This window comes from Parafilimonas sp. (assembly GCF_047606085.1).
Lineage (GTDB): Bacteria > Bacteroidota > Bacteroidia > Chitinophagales > Chitinophagaceae > Parafilimonas.
Genome location: NZ_JASGEX010000010.1, coordinates 65,603 through 90,389, shown reverse-complemented (window position 1 = coordinate 90,389; position 24,787 = coordinate 65,603). Strand labels below are relative to the sequence as shown.

Below are 24,787 nucleotides of genomic sequence, written 5' to 3'. Positions count from 1 at the left end.
TCGGCACGGTGCATAATGTAACGAGCCGATGGCTCTCAACAACATTTTGATGGTTTTAAACGGGTTGAAACCCGTTTTTACAATATTTTTTCGAAGCTACGCTTCTTTTTATGCCTTTTAAATTTTAATGCGTCTGCCCTGAACACCATACTTTAATTATTACCATTTATATTAGCAATTCAATCATCATTGCTCTGTTATGTCATATAAAAAGTCAATTGCTGCATTGCTGTTTGTCATTTTTTTCATAAAGGCAAGCAGCCAGTCATCGCTTCCGCGCAGCACGCCCGAAGCAGAAGGTGTGGTATCAAAGAATATTATTCAGTTTTTAGATGCAGCCGGTGAAGGCAAAACAGAATTTCACAGCTTTATGATGCTGCGCCATGGAAAAGTGGTTGCAGAAGGCTGGTGGAACCCGTACAGCGCCGATTTAAAGCATACTTTGTATTCAACCAGCAAGAGTTTTACGGCCACTGCCATTGGTTTTGCTGTTAGTGAAAAGTTATTATCAGTTGATGATAAGGTTGTATCGTTTTTCCCAAACGACCTGCCAGATACGGTCAGTTCATTTTTATCCGCACTCACCGTAAAGAATGTGTTAAGCATGAGCGACGGGCAGGAGCCTGATCCAACCGGTGCAGTCGTTGCCCGCGACAGCAACTGGGTGAAAGGTTTTTTATCAACGCCCATATTGCATTATCCCGGCACCCAATTTTTATACAACTCATTAGGTACGTATATGCTTGCTGCCATCGTGCAAAAGGTAACGGGCCAGAAAGTGATTGACTATTTAAAACCGCGTTTGTTCGGGCCCCTGGGTATTGAAGGTGAAGACTGGGAAACAGATGCAGGCGGTATTAACACCGGTGGCTGGGGATTAAGGCTGAAGACGGAAGATATGGCAAAATTCGGGCAGTTGTTTTTACAAAAAGGCAACTGGAATGGCAAACAAATAATACCGGCTTCATGGGTGGAAGAAGCAACCTCAGCCAAGATACTGCAAGACCCTGATGCGCCTCAATCTAAACGGGACTCAAGCGACTGGCTGCAAGGCTATTGCTACCAGATGTGGCGTTGCAGGAACGAAGCCTACCGCGGCGATGGCGCTTTTGGGCAGTACATAATCATTATACCTAAGAAAGATGCAGTGGTAGCCATAACTGCAGAAACGCCCGACATGCAGGAAGAGATTAATCTAATATGGAAATATTTGCTGCCCGCTTTACACGATGAAGCCCTGCCTGCAGATGCAGCAGCTTTGTCCCGGTTAAAAGAAAAACTGGCCTCACTGGCATTGCCGTTGCCTGCCAGTACAAGTGCATCATCTGTACAAAAAACGCTTACAGGCAAAACGTTTAAAATGCAGCCAAACGAAAAAAATATACAATCAATATCGTTTAAGTTTAATGGTGATGTTTGTTATGCAACCATCACTGATACCGCTGCGCATACATTTGCTTTTGGTTTGGGTAAATGGGTGCGCAGTACCACCACCATGCATGGCCCAAACCTTGTTGCCGGTGCAAAGAATAACCTGAACGGGTTGCCTGCATTCGTAACAGATGGCGCTTACCGCTGGGTTGATAATAAAACGCTGGCGCTTACATTGCGTTTTACCGAAAGCCCGCATGCATATACGTATGTTTGCAGTTTTGACGGGAAAAAAGTTAATGTGAATATTAAAACCAGTTTCTATTTTGGTAAAGGCGATATAAGCTTGGCAGGCGAAACGGCCAGGTAACCGGTTGATTGTTTAATGGGACTGCAGCAGCATTATTGATATGTTTACACATTATATCATTACACGGTTTAACCTTCGCAGGCAGGATTGGAACAGGGCAAAAAATAATACCCCCGTGTTAACGGATGAATGGCTGAAGAACAGGTTTGAGCTTTTTGAAAAATTTTGTTTTCCTTCTGTGCAACATCAAATAAACAAAAACTTCACCTGGCTTGTGTTTTTTGATACGGAAACGCCTGCTGCCTGGCGTAATAAAATTGAAAAGTATAAAAGCGTATTTCCCGGTTTTGTGCCTTTATTTGTTGATGGCATGCCGCAATTTTATGCCGGCATACAAGCGGAAATAAAGAAGCTGGCAACGCCATATATTATTACAACACGCATAGATAACGATGACTGCATCAGCAGGCATTTTGTAAATGAAATACAAAGCCGGTTTCAGCAGCAGCCATACCTGGCGGTTGATTTTATTGACGGTTATACATTGCAGTTGCAGCCAATAGTTAAAGCCGGTAAAAAAAGGCAGGCCTATAACCCGTTTATTAGCTTAATTGAAAAAAATGATGCGCCTGAAACAGTGTGGCATACGGAACATACAGCCTGGAAAAAGGAAAAGAATATACTGCGGATTACAGATGTGCGGATATGGCTTTCTGTCATCCATTATGAAAATAAAGTAAACCGCTTTGTTGGTTACGGCAGGATTGACTTAACAACCTTATTTAAAGATTTTATAATTGATGAAGCATTGCGGGATGCATTGATCGCTACACAACAAATAATTTCAGAATTTAATATGGCAGGAATAAGCAATAAGATAAGATTGAACTGGCAAACCCTGTATAAAGACTTTAAGAAGCGCATTGGCCTTTATAAATAAAATTTTTTTAACGAAAAGAAGCAATGGCTGATTCAATCATTCAGAAAATACATAAGCAATATGAACAAGAAAATTGCAATCATTGGAGCAGGTATAAGCGGGCTCTCAACAGCATATATATTGAGTGAAAAAGAGCAATATGATATAACTATACTGGCAAAAGAATTTTCGCCCAACATTACATCCAACAGGGCCGCGGCGTTCTGGTATCCTTATCAGATAAGGTTCGATAAGCGGGGCATAGCATGGAGCAAAAAGAGCTATGATTTTTTTACCCGGCTTGCCGCTGATGCATTAAGCGGCATAAGCATGAAACACCTGATAAAAGTGATACGCAAAGATGTGGTGGAAGAAGAACCAATATGGCTTGAATTTGTTCCCAAAGGCGTTTGCACAATGGTGCCTGATGAACAGCTTGCTTCCAATGTAAAAAAGGCTTATGATGTATTGGTGCCATTGGTAGAAACGCAAATCTTCCTTCCTTACCTGCAACATATTTTTTCAACACGGAATGTTGTTTTCAGGCAGCAGGAAGTAAGAGGTTTTGATGAGCTCACGTCATTCGATATTATCATTAACTGCACAGGGCTGGGAGCGCGCAATTTATGTCATGATGAAAATATCATTCCGATACGCGGGCAAATCGTTTTGCTTGAAACAGATACTTCTATGCCCATTTATATAGATAACGAAACGCCTTTGTATATTGTTCCGCGTAAAGACGCTATGATCGTTGGCGGCACGTATGAACGTGGTATATACAATGCCATAACAGAACCTGAAGCTTTGGAGCGTATTCTTTCCAACGCTTACAATATTTTCCCTCAATTAAAAAAGCACAAAATATTGGGCAACTGGGCTGGCTTGCGCCCTTACCGCCCGCAGGTAAGGGTAGAGCATGAGGCAGGCACAAACATCATACATAATTATGGCCATGGCGGCAGCGGGTTTACTTTAAGCTTCGGCTGTGCCTCAGATGTGGCAAATCTCGTTGAACAAATAAATTAATGAATGGGCATTACGATCAGAAAAATAGTAAAAGCAGATTGCGCGCGCCTGCTTGAGCTGGTGCATGAACTGGCTGTATATGAAAAAGCGCCGCAGGAAGTTACGGTTACACTGGATCATTTTGTTGAAAGCGGTTTTGGTGAAAAGCCCGTGTGGTGGGGCTTTGCGGCCACTTCAACCCCCACCTCCTTTTCCAAAGAGGGAGAAGGGGAGATTGTTGGCTTTGTTTTGTATTATATCCGTTATTCCACCTGGAAAGGCCAGCGCATGTATCTCGAAGATTTCCTGGTTACCGAAAAAGCGCGTGGCAAAGGCATTGGCAAATTGTTGTTTAACCGTTTGATTGAAGAAGCGAAAGAAAAAAAGTTCAACGGTATTGTTTGGCAGGTATTGGAATGGAATGAACCAGCCATCAATTTTTATAAAAAATACAACGCCGCCCTCGATGGTGAATGGGTTAACTGCAGCATAGAATTTTAGGGGTTATTTAAACCGGCTTTAAACTTTAAGCATGCAATCCCAATGTAGTTTACTTAGGGTTTGGATTCTTTGAAATATTCAATAATCCCCGCCTGCCGGACGGGCAGGAATATTCATTTTGCGAAGAGATTACAATTGAACATTCATTATCGCGTATTCAATGTCGTTTAGTTAAGGAATGTTTGCAAAGTCCCTCTCCTTTGGAGAACTTGTCCCGACCATTCGGGAGGGATGTAGGGTGAGGTCAAAACAAGGTTAACTAAACGACATTGATTGCGTATTGAATATTGAGTGTTTTCTTAAGTTAACGACATTGCATGCAAACCTCGAAGAAGCAACAAGGCTAATCTGAACATGTGAACTGGTGAACATTTAAACTTTTTAAATAATTACAACATGATCCGATGGGGAATATTAGGCTGCGGCCGCATAGCAGGAAAATTTGCATCAGACCTTAAGCTTGCAGAAAATGCAGTGCTCGTTGCCTGCGGCGCAAGAAATGAAGCATCAGCAGACGCTTTTGCAAAAGCATTCAATATAAAAAACAAGCATTACAGCTATGAAGCATTGGTGAAAGATAATGAAGTGGATGTAATATATATTGCTACGCCGCACAGCCATCATTATGAACATACATTGCTATGCATCAATAACGGCAAAGCCGTATTGTGCGAAAAAGCGTTTGCCATTAATTATAAACAGGCAAAAGAAATGATTGATGCAGCACGGGAAAAAAAAGTTTTTTTAATGGAAGCTGTATGGACAAAGTTTTTACCGCCCTTCAGCAGGGTAAAACAAATGATTGGTGAGGGAATGATCGGCGATATAAAAAGCCTGCTGGTAAATTTTGGTTTTAAGGCGCCACCGGATGCGCCGCAACGCCTGCTTGATCCGGCATTAGGCGGCGGCACTATACTGGATATTGGCATTTATAATGTATTTGCTGCGCTGTTCTTTTTAGGCAAGCCCGATGTTATAACCGCAACGGCCATTCTTACAAAAGATAATACCGATGCGCAATGTGCCGTTACCTTTAAATACAATGACGGAAAACTGGCACAACTGTTTTCAACTTTCCTTTCCGATTGCTCAACGGAAGCGGATATCTGCGGAAGCAACGGGCGCATACGTTTAACCTCCCGTTATTATACGCCGTTTGCAACTATTGAATATTATCCCGGCAGGATGGACACAAAACAAATAATTGATATCGGTAAACCGGAAGAAGGTTTCGGTTACCAATATGAAGCAAGGCATGTGGGCGAATGCCTGGAAAAAGGATTGACGGAAAGCCCTGTTATGCCCCATGCAGATTCCTTATTGCTGATGGAAACATTGGACGCTATACGAAAAAAAGCCGGCATCATTTATGCATCTGATTAATTAATTGTAATAAAAATGTCATTTTTTAAAAATTACAATTATTTTTCCATTCAAATAATTTTTATGATGTATTCAAACAAGCGAAAATTGAACTTTCTGCTCTTCCTGGCCGTATGTGTTTTCATAAGTGTTGCTGCAACCAAACCTGCAGCCGGCATTAAAACCAGAACCACTGTAAATGACACAGGCTTATTTAAAAACCTGAAAGTGCTTCCGAAAGACATCAGTAAACAAGAACTGGATACCATAATGCATGGTTTTAATAAAGCGCTGGCCGTTCATTGTAACTTTTGCCATGCTCCCGGCGCAGATGGAAAAATGGATTTTTCGAGTGATGCAAAACCGGAGAAGGATATTGCCCGTTATATGTTTACCATGACGGCGGAAATAAATACGAAATACTTCAATTCAGAAAACTCAACAAGGCCTGATACGATTTCTGTTGTAAAATGCCTAACCTGCCATCACGGCAGCCCGCATCCTGATGAAGCAGCTATGCCTGCAGATAATCATGGCAATATGCCGCCGCCGGACCGTGACAGCAGTGGTAAAATGCCGCCGCCTCCACCGGATCACTAATAAATTTCTATATAGTTGCACAGCAAACTACGAGGCTGCTCGATTGGGCAGCCTTTAGTACCATAACAGATAACAGGTTTGCACTTTGAAAATACGCCTGGGAAAACATAGTTTGAGCAGCGGGGGCTTTACCTGTACCGTATTGAATACATCCTGAAAGAATTATGCAAAAAAATTGTTTTCCCACCTTAACCGAAATTATATAAGTACTTATATATTTGTTGAATGGACTTTTATCAAAACTTGGGCTTTCTTGTTTTTGGCAGCCGTTTAAAACGACTGGGCAGTACATTTATAAACGATGTAAACCGCATCTATAAAAATCATAAAATACCGTTTGACGCTTCATGGTTCCCTGTATTTTTTATTCTTTCTGAGAAGGAAGAGATATCTATTAAAGAAATTTCAGATAGCCTTAAGGTTTCCCATTCGGCCATCAGCCAGCTGGTAAGCGGCCTGCAGCAAAAGGGCTTAATTAAATCTGTTACATCAAAAACAGATGCCCGTCATAAGAACATTACACTTACAGCAAAAGGCAAAAAACTGCTGGAAAAGATAAAACCGGTTTGGGCAGCGCTTGAAACAGCTATGAACGAACTGGCTGATGAATCTGGCAGCAGCAGCAAAAAAATATTAAAGGCGCTAACGGGTATAGAAACCGGCTTAAGCCGGAAAGGCTTTTTTGAAAGAATTGAAGCGCACCTGTAATTGATTATTTGCTATGAGTTATAATTATCTCCCGCTCGATAAAAGCCGGCTGGATTTTGAACAGGTAAAGAACCTGCTGGATTATGACCAGCACATATCCATCACATTTGATGCACATGACCGCATTAATAAGTGCCGGGAATACCTCAATAAAAAAATGGCAGATCCAAATTCGGTTTATTATGGAATAAACACGGGTTTTGGCTTCCTGCAAAATGTGCGCATTAAGAATGAACAGATAGAAAAGCTGCAGGATAATCTTTTAAAATCGCATGCCTGTGGCATGGGGAAAGAAGTGCCTGCTGTAATTGTTAAGCTCATGCTTATGCTGAAAGTAAAATCGCTGAGTTATGGTTACAGTGGTGTACAGATTGATACCGTGAAGCGGCTGATGAATATGTTTAACAATGATGTGTTGCCGGTAATTTATGAGCAGGGCTCATTGGGCGCTTCGGGCGATCTGGCGCCTTTAAGCCACCTGAGTTTGCCGTTGATTGGTTTGGGCGAAGTATATTATAAAGGCGAAAGACGTAAAGTAGAGGACGTATGGAAAGAATTGCATTGGGATAATATTCGCCTGCAAAGCAAAGAAGGCCTGGCGCTGATTAATGGCACGCAGTTTATGAGCGCTTATGGATTATATTGCTTGAAGAAATCAGAGCAGTTAATAAGAATGGCTGACCTTATCTGCGCATTATCTTATGAGGCTTTTGATTGCATAACCGAGCCGTTAGCTGAATGTATTCAAACAATCCGGCCATATAAAGGCCAGATGGAAACGGCGAAAAATATCCGTGGTTATTTAAACGGTAGCGCTATTGCCAATCACAGGAAGGAGCAGGTGCAGGACCCATATTCTTTCCGCTGTGTGCCACAGGTGCATGGCGCTACCAAAGATGTTTTTGATAATATACTGGATGTTTTCTTAACGGAAATAAATTCTGTAACGGATAACCCGAATGTTTTTCCGGATGATGATATAATTGTAAGCGGCGGTAATTTTCACGGCCAGCCTTTGGCGTTGCGTTTGGATTTTTTGAGCATTGCCATGAGTGAATTAGCCAATATTAGTGAAAGAAGAATTTATCAGTTGATAAGCGGGCAAAGAGGCCTTCCATTGTTTTTGGTAAAAGACCCGGGATTAAACAGCGGCTTTATGATACCGCAATATACGGCTGCCGGAATTGTGAGCGAGAATAAACAGTTGTGTACGCCGGCAAGCGTTGATTCCATTTCATCCAGCAACAACCAGGAAGACCATGTAAGCATGGGCGCCAATGCCGCAACAAAATGTTTACGTGTGATAAATAATGTAGAAAAAGTTTTAGCCATAGAATTGCTGAGCGCCGCACAGGCACTGGATTTCAGAAGGCCGATGCAAACTTCTGAAGTGTTGGAAGAATTGCATGCCACATTCAGGAAAGTTGTTTCGTTTAATGAAGAAGACCGGGTTTTGCATGATGATATGATGAAAGCGGTAGCGTTTGTAATTTCATATCAATTTTAGTAAATGGATTACGATATTGATTTGCCGAAAGAATTGAAGACCGCTTCTATGCCTAAGTTTAAAACAACAGGCAAAGAATTGATTATTGTTAACAAACCCTCTTTATGGGATATAATGTTCCCATCAGTATGTATAATTATATTCTTTGTGATGACGTTGAATAAAAAAATTTCTTTTGAAAATTCTGACATCGGAAGTTATTTAATACTGGCTATAGATTTGATGTTACTGTTATTAATTCAATATTTATCATTAAATAAAGTTTCAATTGATTTTGAACTGAAATGTATCAGTATAAAAAACTATAATCCCCTGGTTAATGTGGGAAGGAAAATCCTTCAAATGCCAGCATTGATTATGTTTACTGATATAGAGAAATTTTATTCAGATTATCAATTCTGGGGAAAGAGCACTTATAAGCATAAAATAATTTTGCAAACTACGGCGCTTTATAAATTTAGAATTGCAATTTTTTCCAAACGGCAGGAATCTATTTTGTTTGCCGAATATTTAAAAAATGTAATTCACTAAAATGCCATAAAACAACATAAGAGCTTTGGGATACATTTTGTTAGCTATAAAATATGCTAATCCTTGTTCAGAAAAAAGAATGAGTTTGTAACTTTATATAAAATATGATGCGATGGAAAACTTAGATCCCGAAATATTGTCTCAAAATCCTACGAGATTGAATGAACAGCAATTGCAAATGCTTCGTTTGTTCAAAGAGCCTATGGCTGATGAAGATTATAAGCTTATCAAAAAGGAGATACTTTTTTTAAAAGCAAAAAAAATTGATGTGGCACTTGAACAATGGGAGAAAGAAAACAATATTTCTGCAGAAGATTATGAACGCTGGGGCAAAGAACATTTCAGAATGCCTTACAACCAAAAATAATGAAGGTTGTAATTGATACAAATGTTTTGATTAATTGTATTGGATCAAGAACAAAACATCATCATATATGGCAAGCCTTTTTAACCGGAAAAATTATCTTGTTCGCTTCCACTGATATACTGCTTGAATATGAGGAATTAGTCTTACAGAAATATCCCTTAAATATCGCATCAGATATTATTGACATCCTTTCTGATCCGGACTATATTAAGCAACAGGAAATTTATTACTGCTGGAACGCGATTGCTATTGATAAAGATGATAATAAATTTTTTGATACTGCTGTTGCATGTAATGCGGACTATCTTGTTACAAATGATGGCCATTTTAAATCAGCAAAAAATCTTTCTTTTCCTAAAATAAATATTGTATCTGCTGATGAATTTTTGCTGATACTTCAATCGGCACCTGATGAATAGCATTCATACAGTACAAGTGTGCGACGCAGATGCCATGAAATACCATCGCCGGTAACATAAAAATATTTATTCAATGACAACAACAAGACCTACATACGACGCTGTTAAATACAAAACGCCAACAGGTTCGCAACTCAATTGCAAGGGCTGGGTACAGGAAGCGGCATTACGCATGTTGCTCAATAATCTGAATCCTGAAGTGGCAGAGCGGCCTGATGAACTGATCGTATATGGCGGCCGTGGTAAAGCAGCCAGGAATTTTGAAGCATTGGATAATATCATTGCTGCATTAAAAATTTTAGAGAACGATGAAAGCCTTTTAATACAAAGCGGCAAGCCCGTGGGTATTTTAAAAACGCACGAAAATGCACCGCGTGTTTTAATATCCAATTCGCAGCTTGTGCCCAACTGGGCCAACTGGAAACATTTTGATGAACTGGAGAAAAAAGGTTTGATGATGTACGGACAAATGACTGCCGGCAGTTGGATTTACATCGGCTCGCAGGGTATTGTGCAGGGCACTTATGAAACGTATGCCGCAGTTGCAGACAAGCATTTCTCCGGTTCTGCTCAAAGCTCAATCCGCCGAGGCGGACAAGGTTCTTTAAAAGGTACTCTCCATGTTACTGCCGGCCTTGGCGGCATGGGCGGCGCTCAACCGTTGGCCATAACCATGAATGAAGGCGTGGCATTAATTGCTGAAGTGGAAGAATGGCGCATTGATAAACGTTTGCAAACAAAATACCTTGATGAAAAGTATTCGGATATTGATGAAGCGATTGATGCGGCTGTCAGGTATCAGCAATCAGGTATCAGTAAAAGTATCGGTGTGTTATGTAATGCAGTGCATTTACTGGAAAGATTGGTTGAAAGAAATATCACACCGGATACATTAACCGATCAAACATCGGCACATGACCCGCTGATCGGTTACTGGCCACATGAAATATCTTACGGGCAGGCAAAAGTTTTACGCGAAGAAAACCCACAGCAATATATTGATCTTGCTTACGAAAGCATGTACAGGCATGTGCAGCTTATGTTGCAGTTACAAAGCAAAGGCGCCATAACTTTTGATTATGGCAACAACATAAGAGCACGTGCATTGGAGTATGAAGATAAATATCGCAACGAGTTACAGGTTCCCCCTTTAGGCGGCGGAGGGGGCTTGCTTTTCCCCGGCTTTGTTCCCGCCTATATCCGGCCGCTGTTTTGCGAAGGCAAGGGCCCGTTCCGATGGGCGGCATTAAGCGGCGATCCAAACGATATTGCGGCAACGGATGAAGTAATTGCCGGCATGTTTCCTGAAAACAAATCATTGCAGCGCTGGTTAAAACTGGCGAAAGAAAAAATTACTTTCCAGGGTTTGCCGGCGCGTATATGCTGGCTCGGGCAGGGTGAAAGAGAAAAGGCTGGTCTTGCATTTAACGAACTGGTGAAAACCGGCATGGTAAAAGCACCAATCGTTATCGGCCGCGACCATTTGGATACGGGTTCTGTTGCCAGTCCCAACCGCGAAACAGAAGCGATGATGGATGGCAGCGACGCCGTTGCAGACTGGCCTTTATTAAATGCTTTATTGAATACAGCGGGTGGTGCAAGCTGGGTGAGCCTGCATCATGGCGGCGGTGTGGGCATGGGCTACAGTATTCATGCGGGCATGGTGATTGTTGCTGATGGAACTGATGCAGCGGCAGCGCGTTTAAGCCGTGTATTGAGAAATGACCCGGGCATTGGCGTGATTCGCCATGCAGATGCAGGATATACGATTGCAAAAGAAACTGCAAAAACCCATCATTTGGATATAGAGGAAAGATTGAAAAAGTAGTTTCCCTCTCTGAAGATGGAGGCATTAAAAAGACTGCGGGGGACATCTAATTTGGACATTAATAAACCGTTGGAAAGAAAGGGGCAAAAGGGGTAACAGGCGATTTTATAGTTGCAAGTCTGAGACTTGCCGCATATAAACTGCGAAGTCCGGCGACCATAGCTGTTCGACCCCTGCATTAGCAATCCGCGATCCTATGGATCGCCCACGTGTGTAGAAATAATTGTGCCAAGGGGATTTCCACACCGTAGGTGTAGTACGTGGAAACGTTCCGTTCCAATGGAGAACGGTAAAGAAACATTACGAGCAGCATTGTACACTCGTTAAGCCTCTATGAGGCTTTAAGAAAATGGTTTCGAACAGCTATGGTCCGGAGACTTCGCAGAGCAGGTTTTCCAATTATATGGGAGCGCTACTGCTGGATGGACTGGCTTTTGTTGATGGTGTTTTAAGAGGATTTATACTCTGAGCAGGATAATAATGTGCAATGTTATGGTTAAAAAATTATAAGTTGAGAAGACATTAGTTTATGCAGTTGCCAGTTATGATTTTGATTGATGTTTTGAAAGAAACCGCAGATGGCAGGGCAGAAAAAGCAAATAAATACCCGGGCCTGCAATTGATTATTTTACGGTTCTATTTTCAGCATTATATCCCGCATAAAAAATTTACTGAGGGAATCTTTTACCCGCAGTGTGTCTGCAATTTTGGTTTTCTTAAGAATATACAGATCGTAGCGCCTGGTATTATTGCTTATAAAGCTGTCGTAAAGCGCATTGTTGCCAAAGCGCTGCAGTTGCGCCGTTCTGCTGCGGGCACGCAGGCCGGAAGCCGTAACTTCAAAAATATAGCGCACATTCACACTGTCGCCGGGCAAATAACCGGCCGGCCGCTGCGTGGTGGCGGTATCTGCCGTTTTGATGGTATCTTCTGCGGAAGCTGTGTCGGCATTGCCGCTGGTATTCACGCCGGCTTCGCTTGTTTTTTTGCTTAAAGCCTGGTAAGCCTGCCAGCCCAGGCCTGAAAGTATGGCAATGGCAATAATCAAACTTATTATCTGCACAACCGTACGGCTGCTTTTGGCGCCTGTTTGTGCAGCAGGCTGCACTGCGCTGCGCACAGGTTTTGTATTTATTTCAGATACAGGCGTAAACGCATATACGCCGCTGTTATTTGCTTTTATAAAACCTATTTGCGGTATTTCATAAGGCTTGCCAATGTTTATAAATTCTCTTACGCCTTTTAAATGCGATTCAAGGTCGGCGGCCACAAGGCTTTTATTCTTGCCGGTTTTCTCGCTTATATATTCAACCAGGCCCGTTGAAGTGGTGATCTTTCTATCGAAGATATAATCAACAGCCGCCTCTTTTGAATCTGCACCGGCAAATGACACCACTTTAATGTAGCCGATCTTTTCGAGCGCAACCTCCCTGTTTTCGTACAGGTAATCCATTATGTATGAATCGAATTTGTTCACATTCATTATTATCCCGCAAATCTAATGCAGCCTGATAAATATTTTTGCGTTTCTTATACAGGTATTGTTATAATTTGAATACAAAGTATAAGCAACGTTCATATCAAATACACTATTTATGCTTTCAGATAAAGAAAAAGCCTTTATTGAATACTGGGAAGAAAACAGGCTGAAAGAAAAATCCATATACAGGCAAATTTTCCCAGGCATACAAATCGGATTGTGCATAGGCATTGCTATACTTCTCATTTTTAACACAGGCTGGTACGAAAGGGCTAATATGATTGCCCAAACAGAGAGCAGCCCCTGGGTGCTCATTATTGGCATTGTTACCATTATTGCCTTCACCGGTTTTTTTTATAAGAAATTCAGGTGGGAAATGAATGAACAAGCCTACCATGAACTAAAAGCAAAATATGAAGTTGAACAGAAAGAGAATAAAAACGATGCAGATGCATAACCAAACTTCTCTGCTTAACCCGTTTTATGGAGAGCCTGATAATGCTACATTCATTGTAAATTGTTGTATCCCGTTGAGTGGTACGGCAAAAAATAAACATCGAAGTTGTTTAGGCTTATTTTAACCATAGTAATAGCAATTACTTAATAAAACTATTCGGGCGTATTTCAAATTTTCGCAGGTGGGTGGTGACCCACCTGCAGAACCCGCTACCGGTCGGTGTCCCACCGACCGGAAATTTATGAATGAAGCGAAAATTTGAAATACGCCCAGCTATTCAGCATTAAGTAAAGCACAAGTGAATTATAGTATTTTCATCTTCGATGAAAATTTTTGTGCCGCTTTTGTCCTTTATTTTTTTGTAAAAGCCTGAACAAGTTCATCACTCAAAAAATAATATGGTTTTCTGTATGAAACAAACACAAATGGTTATGCTGTGCGCTGTTGTGGCAATAGCGCTTTCATCAGGCTGCAACCAGGCTGATAACACGAAACAATTAAATTTTACGGGCGCCTTTGCCTTTATGTAGCGTTGCCCGACAGTGTTATTAAAGAGCAATTAAAAAAACTGGAGTAATACGCCACTGCTTATTGCTTTAAGCTTAAAATTTTATGGAAGGGCATTTTACATTGCTGCCCGATTCTGAAAACAAGCCGGTTTTGGTAAGCGATATTTCGTAAGCGCCAAGCGTTTGGCTGTACGTTCCCAGGCTTGAGCTTGTGGCATCATAGCTCACCGTTGCAGCAATACCGCTTATAACCACGCCCACCATAGGTATGATGGCATCGCTGGCACGATAATATAAACCGCCTATAAGCTGCATGGCGCCATCGCCGCTTAAATTATAATGTGCATTCAGGCCGCCAACTATTTCTGTTGACTTGCTCATCATGCTGAAATAAGCATTTGGGTTTGCAATCCACCGGTCGTTCAGTTTAAAGCTGCCGTTTGCAAAAACATTAAAACGCATGGGCACTTTTGCATCGGCATCCGTATTGCTGAAAAAAGATTCCCGCGGCATGTTGATATGATTAACGCTTATGCCTGCATTCAGGTAAGCATTATCCGTGGGGAATACCGCATAATTCAGGCCTGCATTTAAATCAAGGTACCATATAGAGGTGGCGCTGAAGGTTTCACTGGTAGGAATAGTAACATCGAAAAATTTGCCGTTCCACTGGTCATTGAATGTAAGCTTGGTGATGTCTATGCTTTTATTCACCACGCCCAAGCCAAAGCCGCCGCTCAGCAGGCTGTTATAGCCCAGCATCTGGTGATAGGCAAACGAACCATACACTTTTGTGCTGCTTAATTCACCGCTGCCTGCCACATCTTTCAGCAGAGCAAGGCCGGCGCCCGCCCAGCCATTTTCAAAACGGTTGTTGAACAATTGCGCATCGCCCCAGGCACTCATGGTTTTATAAGGATTGTTTATAATGCCCGCCCACTGGTTACGGTAATTAATGCCCGCCCGCCAGTCTGCCTCGGGCTCAAAGCCCGTATTGGCAGGGTTTACCAGTAACGGCGCATTGAAATATTGTGAGAAATGAAGGTCCTGCGCTTTTGCCTGCGCTGCAGCTATCACCGTCATTAAAAATAAAAAAACTGTCTTTGCATTCTTTTTCATGCCTGCCTCCTATCGCAATAAAGTTATATCACCTTTTTTTGAATATTTTGTCCCATCTGTAAATTGTATGCTTAATGTATATGCATATACATCCTGGGGCTGCAAAACCCCGTTATAAAGGCCATTCCAGCCATTGTTCAGGCTGGTTGATACAAATACCAGCTTGCCCCACCGGTTATAAATCCGCCAGGTCATTTTATCAATGCCATACCCCTTCACATATACAATATCATTGGCGCCGTCGCCATTTGGCGTAAAGACATTCGGCACATCCGCCACCGGTGTAACGATGGCCGTAACCTGCTGGCAGGAGGTATCAGAGCAACCATATTGGTTAAACGCTATCAGGCAAACCCTGTAACTGCCTGCCGTATTATAAATATGGCTTACCGGCAGCATGGATGTAGTAATTAATGAATCGCCATCGCCAAAATCCCATTTATAATTTACGCCGCCGGTAGATGAATTGGTGAACTGGTAAGGCGTATTTTCTGTAGGCGTGGCGGGTGAATAAATGAAAGAAGAAACCGGGGCCTCATATACCGTTATCGTCATCATTGTATCATCTTCCGGGTTGCAGGTCAAGCTATCCGTTGCCGTTAATGTAACGGTATAGGTTCCGGGAGTTTGATATAGATGCGTGGGATAAGCTTCCGTTGAAGAGTCGCCATCGCCAAAATACCAGACGAAATGCTGCCCGCCCAGTGAAGTGTTATCAAACACAGCAGTATAAGGCGCACAACCTGTGGCAGGCGTTACAAACAGCGCTTGCAATGTGGAGGCAACCCTTAACTGGTAAACCACAGAATCAGGCGAATTGCAAAACATGGTATCGTGCAAATAGAGTTTAACATTATATACGCCGCTGGCTGTATATTGATGTGTTAACGGAGTGGCATTGGTGGTTATTGTGGCGCCGTCGCCAAAATCCCAGGTAAAATCATCAGCCTGGAAGGTATAGCCCGAAGGCGGCACAGAAGTATTGTCAAACTGGTAATTGAAAGATTCGCAGGGCAGCAGTTTTGTGATCTTTAAGCCCAGTGCAGCTTCGTTGCTCCTGGCCCTTATGGTAATGTATGCCGTATCGGCAATATTGCAGGATGAAGAATCAATGCTGATGAGCCTTACCTTGTAATCCCCAACATCATTATACGTATGGCTTGCCGCAGGATCGGTGGTGGTGGTTTGGGCGCCGTCGCCAAAATCCCAACGGTATAATTTACCCAGCGCTATCGTATCCCTGAAATCAACGGTTAGCGGAATGCAGCCCGTGCTGTCGCGCAGCACGCCATTGATGGAAGGCTGGATGGAAGCGATCACACCCGATAATTCAAAAGCGATCTTAACGGCAGCCTCATTGCATAAAGCCCCTGTCTGCGCAGGATTACCGGGGCTCCAGGAGCCTGTTGTGGTGGGAAATGTGCCTGTCTTATTACAATTGGCGCATACCGCCTGGTAAATAACGCCACGCCTGTCAAACCGGCTGGTGCCGCCATCCACATGATCACCAAATACATTTTCCACCGTTCCAAATGTTCCAAAAAAGCTGCCGAACAACTGGCTGGTGGCATCCTTCTCCAACACAAAAAAGTAAAAATCATTGCCATCGGTTTGCCTGGAAATAGCATTGGCGGTAGTGCTCATGCCCACCGTATTCTGGGCAGACCCATAATATTCCCTGTTAGCTTTTCCACCCCAGCCGGAAACATATACGTTGCCGCAAATATCAACGAGGAAGGCTGTGGGCGATATATTCGGCACACCGCTTTTACTTCCAAAATTGGCGGAGTATATAACTTCAGTAAGACCGGGGTTTAATTTGGTGATAAACTGTTTGCCATCCTCCTGCCCGCTGGTTACGTTAAAGATTGATTTATATACCGGGAGGCTTACTGTGGTTGTGCCCATTATGTAAGGATAACCAAATTTATCCGTTTGCACACCATACACCATATCGTTTCCTTTTCCGCCCACATAACAAATTTTAAGCAGGGTGCTGCCATCGCTGCTGATGGCTGCAATAAAACCATCTACATTGCCGCCCTGGTAACTATTGTAAATTATGCCCTGGGAGACATTCGTGGCGTTCACAGCCAGGTCTGTGCTTGATGTGCCGCCGGCTATATAAATGGTTCCGGTGGTATTGCTGATGTTTACAACAAATGCCGCATCATTGCCGCCGCCACCAATTAAAGTGCTGGTAAGCACATTGGTGAGATCGGAAGATGCTTTAATAAACACGCCATCCTGCATGCCGCCAAGCGCTTTATCGAATGCATTGGGAGTGGTGGGAAAATCTGAAGACTGCGTACAGCTTGCCAGGTAAATATTGCCCTGGTAATCGGTGATCACTTCGCTTCTTGCATCATCGCCATAATTTCTTCTTGTGGTGGATATGCCCGACGAAACATATTTAGGAGATATATTCACGCCATCTGCACCCTTGCCGCCAAATTTGCGGGAAGCCAGGAGCGTTTTGCCGTCGGCGCTGAATTTGGCGAGAAAGATATCGAAGCCACCGCCACTGCCATACGTGGAGGCAGTAGTGGGGAAATTGGTGGAACTTGTGCGGCCAGACATAATGAGGTTGCCATCCGGGCCTGCCACAAGGCTGTGCGGCTGCTCATCGCCACCGCCGCCGAAGTAAGTGGCATATAACGCAAGCGAACCTGTAGGATTAAATTTAATAAGAGCAATATCATAAGCGCCCGCCTGGCCTTCACTGGCATCGCCGCCATTGAATGTTTGATCATAGCCGCCCACATGCCGGGGATCGAAGCCATCATCAAAAACAATTCCGCCGGCATAAAAATTTCCCTCGTTATCATACGTAGCGGTGTAGCCCCAGTTGTCGGAAAGGCTGCCCGTAAAGCTTGAAAATATTTCGGTGGGGTCAATGATCAGCGTTTGGGATGTATCATATTTATCCAGCTTAAAACGAACGGTATTGCCCACCAGCTTAAATGCGGCTTTCACTTCGGCCCGCACTGCCTGGTGTATTTGATAAGAAGCGGGAATACTCTGATACACTTCTCCCACAGAAGTTTTCATGGTAAGGTTGCCATACTTGTTTACCAGCAGGCCGTCAAGCCCGTTGTAACGCAAAGCCAGCCTGCTTATATCGGCGCCCGGGTTTATGATGATGTCGTATTTAAGGTTGCCATTGTCTGAATAATATCTTACATCAATATGCTTATACACATTTTTATAGGTGATGCCGTTATATACCCTGCAACCGGTTTTCCATTTGCTGCTGTCTGAACCGATGAAATAATTATTCACCATGCTGAGCGGTTTATCCGGTACGGCAACAGCGTTTGAATCTGCATCTGCAAAACTTATATCGTAAGCGTGGGAATGCAATACAAGACCGGGCAGCGATTTTAATTTGCTTTTGATTGAGGCGCTGTCGGAATGGCCGCCAAAATAATCAGCCAGCTTTTTCATATCGTCTTTATCGTGCAGCGCCACTTTATAACCTGAAGGCGTAAGGTACAAAGCACCGCCCTTAAAATCTGATTTGAATTTTATAGCATTATCCCATTGGCCTTTATTTTCAACAAACTGCAAATACTGCGCAAGCAACCCTTGTGACGACAGGAGGGCCATAAATAAAATAACAACTAATGCAAGAATATATTTCAAGCAAAAAATTTATTTAAGTTACAAATTAAACGCTTGTTAATTTCAATTTGTTGTCAAGAAATCTTACTCCAGGCCGTTTTTCCTTTTTGCGAAAGAAGAAACGATCTTAAACCTGCATGTTCGGGGTTGCTTAATGCTTCGTCTGCCGATAAAACCGAATCTGCATAAAATTTAGATGCCTCAAGCAAATCTTTGTCATTAACCAAACTGGCCAGCCTGAAGTTTAACATGCCGCTCTGTTTTGTGCCTTCAATTTCGCCCGGGCCGCGCAGCTCCAAATCTTTTTCAGCAATCTTAAAACCATCGTTGGTGGCGCACATAATCTTCAGCCTTTCTTTTGCCTCATTACCTAACTTGTATGGTGAGAGAAGAATGCAATAACTCTTATCGCTCCCTCTGCCCACCCTTCCGCGCAACTGGTGCAGTTGCGACAACCCGAACTTTTCCGAACTTTCAATCACCATTACCGATGCATTGGGCACATCAATGCCCACTTCTATCACCGTAGTGCCAACGAGTATATGAGTGTCGCCTGCTTTAAAACGTTGCATATTCACCTCTTTTTGTTCTGCCGGCATTTTGCCATGCACCATGCTGATGCTATACTTATGTTCAGGAAAGAAACTTTTTACCTGTTCATAGCCCTGCATTAAATCTTCATAGCTCAGCTTTTCGCTTTCTTCAATTAAAGGGTAAACAAAAAAAGCCTGCCTGCCTTTTTCAATTTCGGCCTTTGCAAAATCCATCACGCTGGCGCGTTTTGTTTCATAACGGTGCACGGTAATAATGGGTTGCCTTCCCGGCGGCAATTCGTTGATAATACTGTAATCGAGATCGCCGTAAGCCGTCATGGCCAGTGTGCGGGGAATGGGCGTTGCCGTCATTACCAGCACATGCGGCGGCACCGTGGCTTTTTCCCAAAGCCTGGCACGCTGCGCTACGCCAAAACGGTGCTGCTCATCAATCACCACCAGGCCCAGGTTATTGAACTGCACCGCATCTTCAATTACCGCATGCGTGCCCACCAGTATATGCACGTTACCGTTCTTCAGTTCCTCCAGTATCAATCTTCGTTCCGCCTGTTTGGTGGCACCCGTTAACAGGGCCACGCCGGCAGGTAATTCTTTCAGCAGGTTTTTTATATTGCTGTAATGCTGCTGGGCAAGAATTTCGGTGGGGGCCATCAGGCAGCTCTGATAATTATTATCGGCAGCAATGAGCATTACGAGTAAAGCCACGATGGTTTTGCCGCTGCCCACATCGCCCTGCAGCAGGCGGTTCATCTGGTGCGCTTTGGCCGTATCGGCCCTGATTTCCCTAATAACCCTTTTTTGGGCGCCGGTTAGTTCAAAGGGCAGGCAGTCATTATAAAATGCATTGAACAGCGCTCCCACTTTTTCAAATACCACGCCCTGGCTTTTGCGATGCCGTCTGCCACGGATCATGCCCATCCTTACCTGCGCCAGGAAAAATTCTTCAAACTTTAAACGGCGCAGCGCCTGTTCATATATTTCAAAATTTTTTGGGAAATGAATGTTCACAACCGCTTCATAACGGCCCATCAAATTCAGCGCCTGCAATACCTCGCCGGGAATATTTTCATACACATCTTTTGCCGGCACCAGCGGGATTAATGCCGAAGTAAGTTTTGCTATCTGCCTTGCGTTTAAGCCTTTGGCTTTTAATTTTTCCGTGGTGGAATACACAGGCTCTAAAAATGATTTGCCCTGCTTTAATTCAGCCGTGAACAATTCTATTTCGGGATGGGTTATCTGCGGCCTGCCATTAAAAAAACCGGCCTTGCCATATACCAGGTATTCATTGCCTTCCTGCAGCATTTTTTGCACCCATTGAATGCCCTGAAACCAGGTTAACTCCACCATGCCCGTGCCATCTTCAAGCCAGGCTGTCATGCGCTTTGCGCTTCGCTGCCCGAGTATCTCCATGCCTGTAATGCGGCCTGCCACCTGTATATATTCTGTTTGCGGGTTAATGCTGCCAATCGCCTCTATCCTGGTGCGGTCAATATAGCGCAGCGGGTAATAATTCAGCAGGTCTTCAAACGTAAAAATGCCAAGCTCTCTTTTTAAAAGATCGGCTTTCAAAGGGCCTACGCCTTTTAAATATTCTATGGGCGAACTTAATATGGAAGAAGCGGTGCTTATGCTGATTGTTTGCAGACAAATATAGTTCGCAAGAATAAATTAATGAATCGTTTGCCTGCCCGTAAGGCCACGCGCTCCCAGCCCTTTCTTCAAATAAGCGGGAACAAAAACAAGCCCGCACAAATCAGGTTTATAAGTTTATTGAAGATGTTTCGCACAGGGCAAAGAAGCGCAAGAGAAATAATGCAGCTTGCCGGCGCTGTTTTTCATATACAGCACAATTTTAAAAAGGCTTACCGGCCCGGCAACCTCTTTACATTTTTGCATGAGAAGCTTTATTAAGGCTGTTAACCCTTTTGAGCAAACAGGCTGCAGCAGGCTTATCTCAGCAAGGTAATATCGCCTTTTTTATTCACCTTGGTGCCATCCGAAAATTCAATGTTCAGTACATAGGCATACACATCCTGCGGCTGCAGGGCGCCTTTAAAGCGGCCATTCCAGCCATCGCTGATGCTTGATGAAGTGAACATCAGTTGCCCCCAGCGGTTATAAATGCGCCAGGCCATTTTGCTGATGCCAAAGCCCTGCACATAAATGATATCGTTTACGCCATCGCCATTGGGCGAAAAGGCTTTGGGCACATCAACCAAAGGCGTGATGATTGCCGTTACCGTGCTGCAGGCCGTATCAGTACAGCCATTCTCAGAATAGGCTATCAGACAAACTTCATACTGGCCCGAAGCATTATAGGTGTGCGAAACCGGCAACATGGAACTGGTTACCAGCGAATCGCCGTCACCATACAACCATTTATAACTTACTGCGTCGGTGGAGTTATTGGTAAATTCGTAGGGGGTATTTTCAGTAGCGGTTGTGGGTGTATAAGTAAATGCGGCTGTTGGTGAAGCATACACGGTAATTATCATGCTGGTATCGTCTGTATTGTTACAGGTTAAACTGTCTGTGGCGGTTAAGGTTACGGTATAAGTGCCCGCCGTGGTGTATTGATGTGTTGGCGATTCTTCGGTAGAGCTGTCCCCATCGCCGAAATCCCAAACAAAGCTCTGGCCGCCGATGGAAGTATTGGTAAACGTTACATCAAGCGGTGCGCAACCGGAGGAGGGCGCTGTAAAAAGCGCACTTAATACCGAAGCTACCCTTAAAGTATAAACAGCAGAATCGGGTGAATTGCAAAAAGCGGTATCGTTCAGGTAAAGTATAACGCTGTATGTTCCTGATGCGGCATACTGGTGCGTAACGGTGAGCGAATCCGACTGAAGCACCGTACCGTCGCCGAAATCCCAGGTAAAAGCGCCGGAACTGAAACTATATCCCGATGGGGCTTCGGAGGTATTGGTGAATTGATAATTGAATGATTCGCAGGGCTGCAGTTTTGAAACGGCAAAAGCTACATCGGCCTCATTATTTCCGGCTTTAATGGTTACATACGAGGTATCGGCAATATTGCATGAGGAAGAATCTATGCTTACCAGCATCACGGTATAAAGGCCTACATTTTCATACGTATGGCTTACTGACGCATCGGTGGTAGTATCTCCGGAGCCATCGCCAAAATCCCATATATACAACTTGCCCATGGCCAGCGTATCGGTAAAATCAACGGTAAGCGGAATGCAGCCGGAGGTGTCTCCTTCCACACCATTGATAGAAGATTTTACGCCTGAATAAATGCCTGACAATTCAAATGCAATCTTTACGGCTGCTTCGTTGCATTCGCTGTATGTTTGCGCCGGGTTGCCTGTGCTCCAGGAGCCGGTGGTTGTAGGAAATGTGCCTACTCTGCCACAGTTGGCGCAAACGGCCTGGTAAATGATACCCCTTTTGTCAAACCGGCTGGTACCGCCATCCACATGATCGCCAAAAGCATCTGCATCAACCAGCCCGAAATAGCTTCCGAATAACTGGCTGGCGGCATTCTTTTCCAAAACAAAAAAATAAAAATCACTCCCGTCTGTAGTGGTTTGAATGGCATTGCTGGTAATGGTCAGGCCCGTAACAGTCTGGTTCAGGCCATAGTAACTATAATTAGCATTGCCGCCCCAGCCGGAAACATATACATTGCCGCAAATGTCAACCAGGAAGGCGGTGGGAGAAATATCCGGTATGGAGCCTCCCTTTCCAAAGTTTGCCGAATACACCACAGAGGTAAGATCGGCCGAAAGCTTGGTTATAAACTGCTTTCCGCTGGCCTGGTTATCATTGTCATTAAAGGCGGAATTAACCACCGGGAAACTTGTGGTTGTAGTGCCCATTATATAAGGATAGCCGTCTTTATCTACCTGCACGCCATACACCATATCATTGCCCGAAGTGCCTATGTAACAGGTTTTGAGCAAAGAAGTGCCATCGGCGCTTAACATGGAAACAAAGCCATCCACCTGCCCGCCCTGGAAACTATTATACACAATGCCGCTCGATGCATTTGTGGCATTCAAAGCCATATCGCTGCTGCTGGCAGTGCCGCCGGCAATATAAATATTGCCGGTAACGCCGCTTATTGCCAGAACAAAGGCTGCATCAGGACGGTTTCCTCCAAGTAAAGTGCATATATATATGTTACTCAGGTCGGAAGAAGTTTTAATAAAAACGCCATCCTGTGTGCCGCCCAGCGTTGTTTTAAATGCATTATCGGTCGTCTTGAAATCAGCAGACCTTGTGCAACTCGCCAGGTAAATATTATCTGATCCGTCAACAATAACTTCGCTCCTTGCATCATCGCCATAATTTCTGCGCGTAGTGTCAATTTCTTCCGGTTCAATATATTTGGGACGGATATTCACGCCGTCAGAACCTGTTCCGCCAAATTTTCGTGAAGCCATAAGGGTAGAGCCGTCGGCGCTGAATTTTGCCAGGAAAATATCAAAAGAACCACCGTCGCCGAAGGTTTCTTCAGTAACCGGGAAGTCAGTTGATGTTGTTCTGCCCGACATGATAAGATCGCCCTCAGAATTGCAAACCAGGCTATGCGGCTGCTCATCGCCGCTACCGCCAAAATATGTGGCAAACAAAGCCTGCGAGCCGGTGGAATTAAATTTGATCAATGCAATATCGTAAGGGTATGTTCCTTCACTGCCATCCCCGCCGTTAAAAGTTTCATCGTAGCCGCCCACATCCCTGGCATCATAATCATCGCCAAAAACAATACCGCCGGCAAAAAAGTCGCCGCTATTATCGTACGTGGCCGTATAGCCCCAGTTATCAGATAAACTGCCGGTAAAGGTGGAAAATATCATGGTAGGGTCAATAATCAATGTTGCTTTCTCGTCGTATTTGCCCAGATTAAAACGAACAGTATTGCCTTGCGGCTTAAAAGCTACCTTAACATTGGTTTTAAGATTATCCAGCACCTGGTAGCTCTGCGGAATGCTCTGGTAAACTTCGCCCACAGAAGTTTTAAGGGTAAGATTGCCATATTTATTCAGCGATAAGCCATCCAGGCCTTTAAACTGCATGGCTATCTGTGAAATATCGGCGCCGGGATTGATGATGATATCATACTTCAGGTTGCCATTATCTGAATAATACCGTATATCAACATTCTTATACACATTTTTATAGGTAACCGCATTATACACTTTACAGCCTGAATGCCATTTGGTGCTGTCTTTCCCGATAAAATAATTGTTTACAAGCTGTGTGGGCTTATCAGGAATGGCGACCGCATTTTCATTGGCATTTAAAAAATTGATCTCATAAATATGTGAATGCAGCTTAACCTGTTGTAAAGTTTTGGCTTTAACCGCCTGCATGTTCGTGCCGGAATCAGCCGTGGCATGAGCACCATAAAACGCTGCAACCTTTTTAAGCTGATCCTGCTGATGCAGCACCACCCTGTAGCCGGAAGGCTTTAAATTGAGCAGCCCGCCTTGAAAATCTGTTTTAAATTTTACCGAACTGTCCCACTGTCCTTTATTTTCAACAAACTGAAAATACTGCGCGGAGGCATGACCTGACAGCAGCACAAAGAATATAACCACAAACCTGTATTGATATTTCAAGCAAAATAGTTTATTGAGAAAA

The 24,787-nt window shown here is 43.7% G+C and carries 19 protein-coding genes; 14 read left to right on the top strand and 5 right to left on the bottom strand.

The window, feature by feature from the left end; translation table 11 throughout:
• Positions 1-199 precede the first annotated feature (199 nt).
• The 12 genes from QM629_RS01350 (at position 200) to hutU (ending at position 11,431) form a co-directional block, all read left to right on the top strand.
• Positions 200-1,741: a serine hydrolase domain-containing protein gene (locus QM629_RS01350; RefSeq protein WP_415156410.1), complete on the top strand. Its 1,542-nt coding sequence runs from the start codon at positions 200-202 to the stop codon at positions 1,739-1,741.
• 40 nt (positions 1,742-1,781) lie between these two features.
• Complete coding sequence (locus QM629_RS01345) at positions 1,782-2,621, top strand: glycosyltransferase (RefSeq protein ID WP_415156408.1); 840 nt, start codon at positions 1,782-1,784, stop codon at positions 2,619-2,621.
• Positions 2,622-2,681: 60 nt separating this feature from the next.
• Positions 2,682-3,629: an FAD-dependent oxidoreductase gene (locus tag QM629_RS01340; protein ID WP_415156406.1), complete on the top strand. Its 948-nt coding sequence runs from the start codon at positions 2,682-2,684 to the stop codon at positions 3,627-3,629.
• 3 nt (positions 3,630-3,632) lie between these two features.
• On the top strand, positions 3,633-4,109 hold the full coding sequence (locus tag QM629_RS01335; RefSeq protein ID WP_415156404.1) for a GNAT family N-acetyltransferase: 477 nt from the start codon (positions 3,633-3,635) through the stop codon (positions 4,107-4,109).
• Between the two features lie 396 nt (positions 4,110-4,505).
• Complete coding sequence (locus tag QM629_RS01330; RefSeq protein WP_415156402.1) at positions 4,506-5,492, top strand: Gfo/Idh/MocA family protein; 987 nt, start codon at positions 4,506-4,508, stop codon at positions 5,490-5,492.
• 63 nt (positions 5,493-5,555) lie between these two features.
• Entirely contained in the window at positions 5,556-6,071 is a 516-nt protein-coding gene (locus QM629_RS01325; protein WP_415156400.1) for a c-type cytochrome, read from the top strand.
• 225 nt (positions 6,072-6,296) lie between these two features.
• Positions 6,297-6,779 (top strand): MarR family winged helix-turn-helix transcriptional regulator, encoded by a 483-nt coding sequence (locus QM629_RS01320; protein ID WP_415156398.1) that lies wholly within the window; start codon positions 6,297-6,299, stop codon positions 6,777-6,779.
• A gap of 13 nt (positions 6,780-6,792) precedes the next feature.
• Positions 6,793-8,286, top strand: coding sequence for a histidine ammonia-lyase (gene hutH / locus QM629_RS01315; RefSeq protein WP_415156396.1), 1,494 nt, complete (start codon positions 6,793-6,795; stop codon positions 8,284-8,286).
• Positions 8,287-8,289: 3 nt separating this feature from the next.
• The gene (locus tag QM629_RS01310) at positions 8,290-8,817 is read left to right on the top strand and encodes a hypothetical protein (protein ID WP_415156394.1); all 528 of its coding nucleotides are present in this window, start codon (positions 8,290-8,292) and stop codon (positions 8,815-8,817) included.
• Between the two features lie 112 nt (positions 8,818-8,929).
• Positions 8,930-9,184 (top strand): hypothetical protein, encoded by a 255-nt coding sequence (locus QM629_RS01305; RefSeq protein WP_415156392.1) that lies wholly within the window; start codon positions 8,930-8,932, stop codon positions 9,182-9,184.
• Complete coding sequence (locus QM629_RS01300) at positions 9,184-9,603, top strand: putative toxin-antitoxin system toxin component, PIN family (RefSeq protein WP_415156390.1); 420 nt, start codon at positions 9,184-9,186, stop codon at positions 9,601-9,603. The genes QM629_RS01305 and QM629_RS01300 overlap by 1 nt, the downstream gene beginning before the upstream one ends.
• 73 nt (positions 9,604-9,676) lie before the next feature.
• On the top strand, positions 9,677-11,431 hold the full coding sequence (gene hutU, locus QM629_RS01295) for a urocanate hydratase (protein WP_415156388.1): 1,755 nt from the start codon (positions 9,677-9,679) through the stop codon (positions 11,429-11,431).
• 628 nt (positions 11,432-12,059) lie between these two features.
• Here hutU and QM629_RS01290 read toward each other — a convergent pair.
• Positions 12,060-12,908 carry a hypothetical protein gene (locus QM629_RS01290; RefSeq protein WP_415156386.1) on the bottom strand — a complete coding sequence of 283 codons (849 nt, stop codon included), beginning with the start codon at positions 12,906-12,908 and terminating at the stop codon, positions 12,060-12,062.
• A 118-nt stretch (positions 12,909-13,026) separates the two neighbouring features.
• Between QM629_RS01290 and QM629_RS01285 the strand changes: the two genes are divergently transcribed.
• A complete protein-coding gene (locus QM629_RS01285; RefSeq protein ID WP_415156384.1) occupies positions 13,027-13,368 on the top strand; it encodes a hypothetical protein in 342 nt (113 codons plus the stop codon).
• Positions 13,369-13,970: 602 nt separating this feature from the next.
• Here QM629_RS01285 and QM629_RS01280 read toward each other — a convergent pair.
• Genes QM629_RS01280 through recG form a run of 3 tightly spaced genes read right to left on the bottom strand, consistent with a single transcriptional unit; the run spans position 13,971 to position 20,788 of the window.
• Positions 13,971-14,996 carry a PorP/SprF family type IX secretion system membrane protein gene (locus QM629_RS01280; RefSeq protein ID WP_415156382.1) on the bottom strand — a complete coding sequence of 342 codons (1,026 nt, stop codon included), beginning with the start codon at positions 14,994-14,996 and terminating at the stop codon, positions 13,971-13,973.
• A 9-nt stretch (positions 14,997-15,005) separates the two neighbouring features.
• A complete protein-coding gene (locus QM629_RS01275; RefSeq protein WP_415156380.1) occupies positions 15,006-18,641 on the bottom strand; it encodes a PKD domain-containing protein in 3,636 nt (1,211 codons plus the stop codon).
• 53 nt (positions 18,642-18,694) lie between these two features.
• Positions 18,695-20,788, bottom strand: a complete 2,094-nt coding sequence (gene recG / locus QM629_RS01270; RefSeq protein ID WP_415156412.1) for an ATP-dependent DNA helicase RecG — start codon at positions 20,786-20,788, stop codon at positions 18,695-18,697.
• A 60-nt stretch (positions 20,789-20,848) separates the two neighbouring features.
• On the opposite strand from recG, the gene QM629_RS01265 reads away from it, so the two are divergent.
• Positions 20,849-21,088 (top strand): hypothetical protein, encoded by a 240-nt coding sequence (locus QM629_RS01265; RefSeq protein ID WP_415156378.1) that lies wholly within the window; start codon positions 20,849-20,851, stop codon positions 21,086-21,088.
• 38 nt (positions 21,089-21,126) lie between these two features.
• On the opposite strand, the gene QM629_RS01260 is transcribed toward QM629_RS01265, so the two are convergent.
• Positions 21,127-24,765 (bottom strand): PKD domain-containing protein, encoded by a 3,639-nt coding sequence (locus QM629_RS01260; protein WP_415156376.1) that lies wholly within the window; start codon positions 24,763-24,765, stop codon positions 21,127-21,129.
• Positions 24,766-24,787 lie beyond the last annotated feature (22 nt).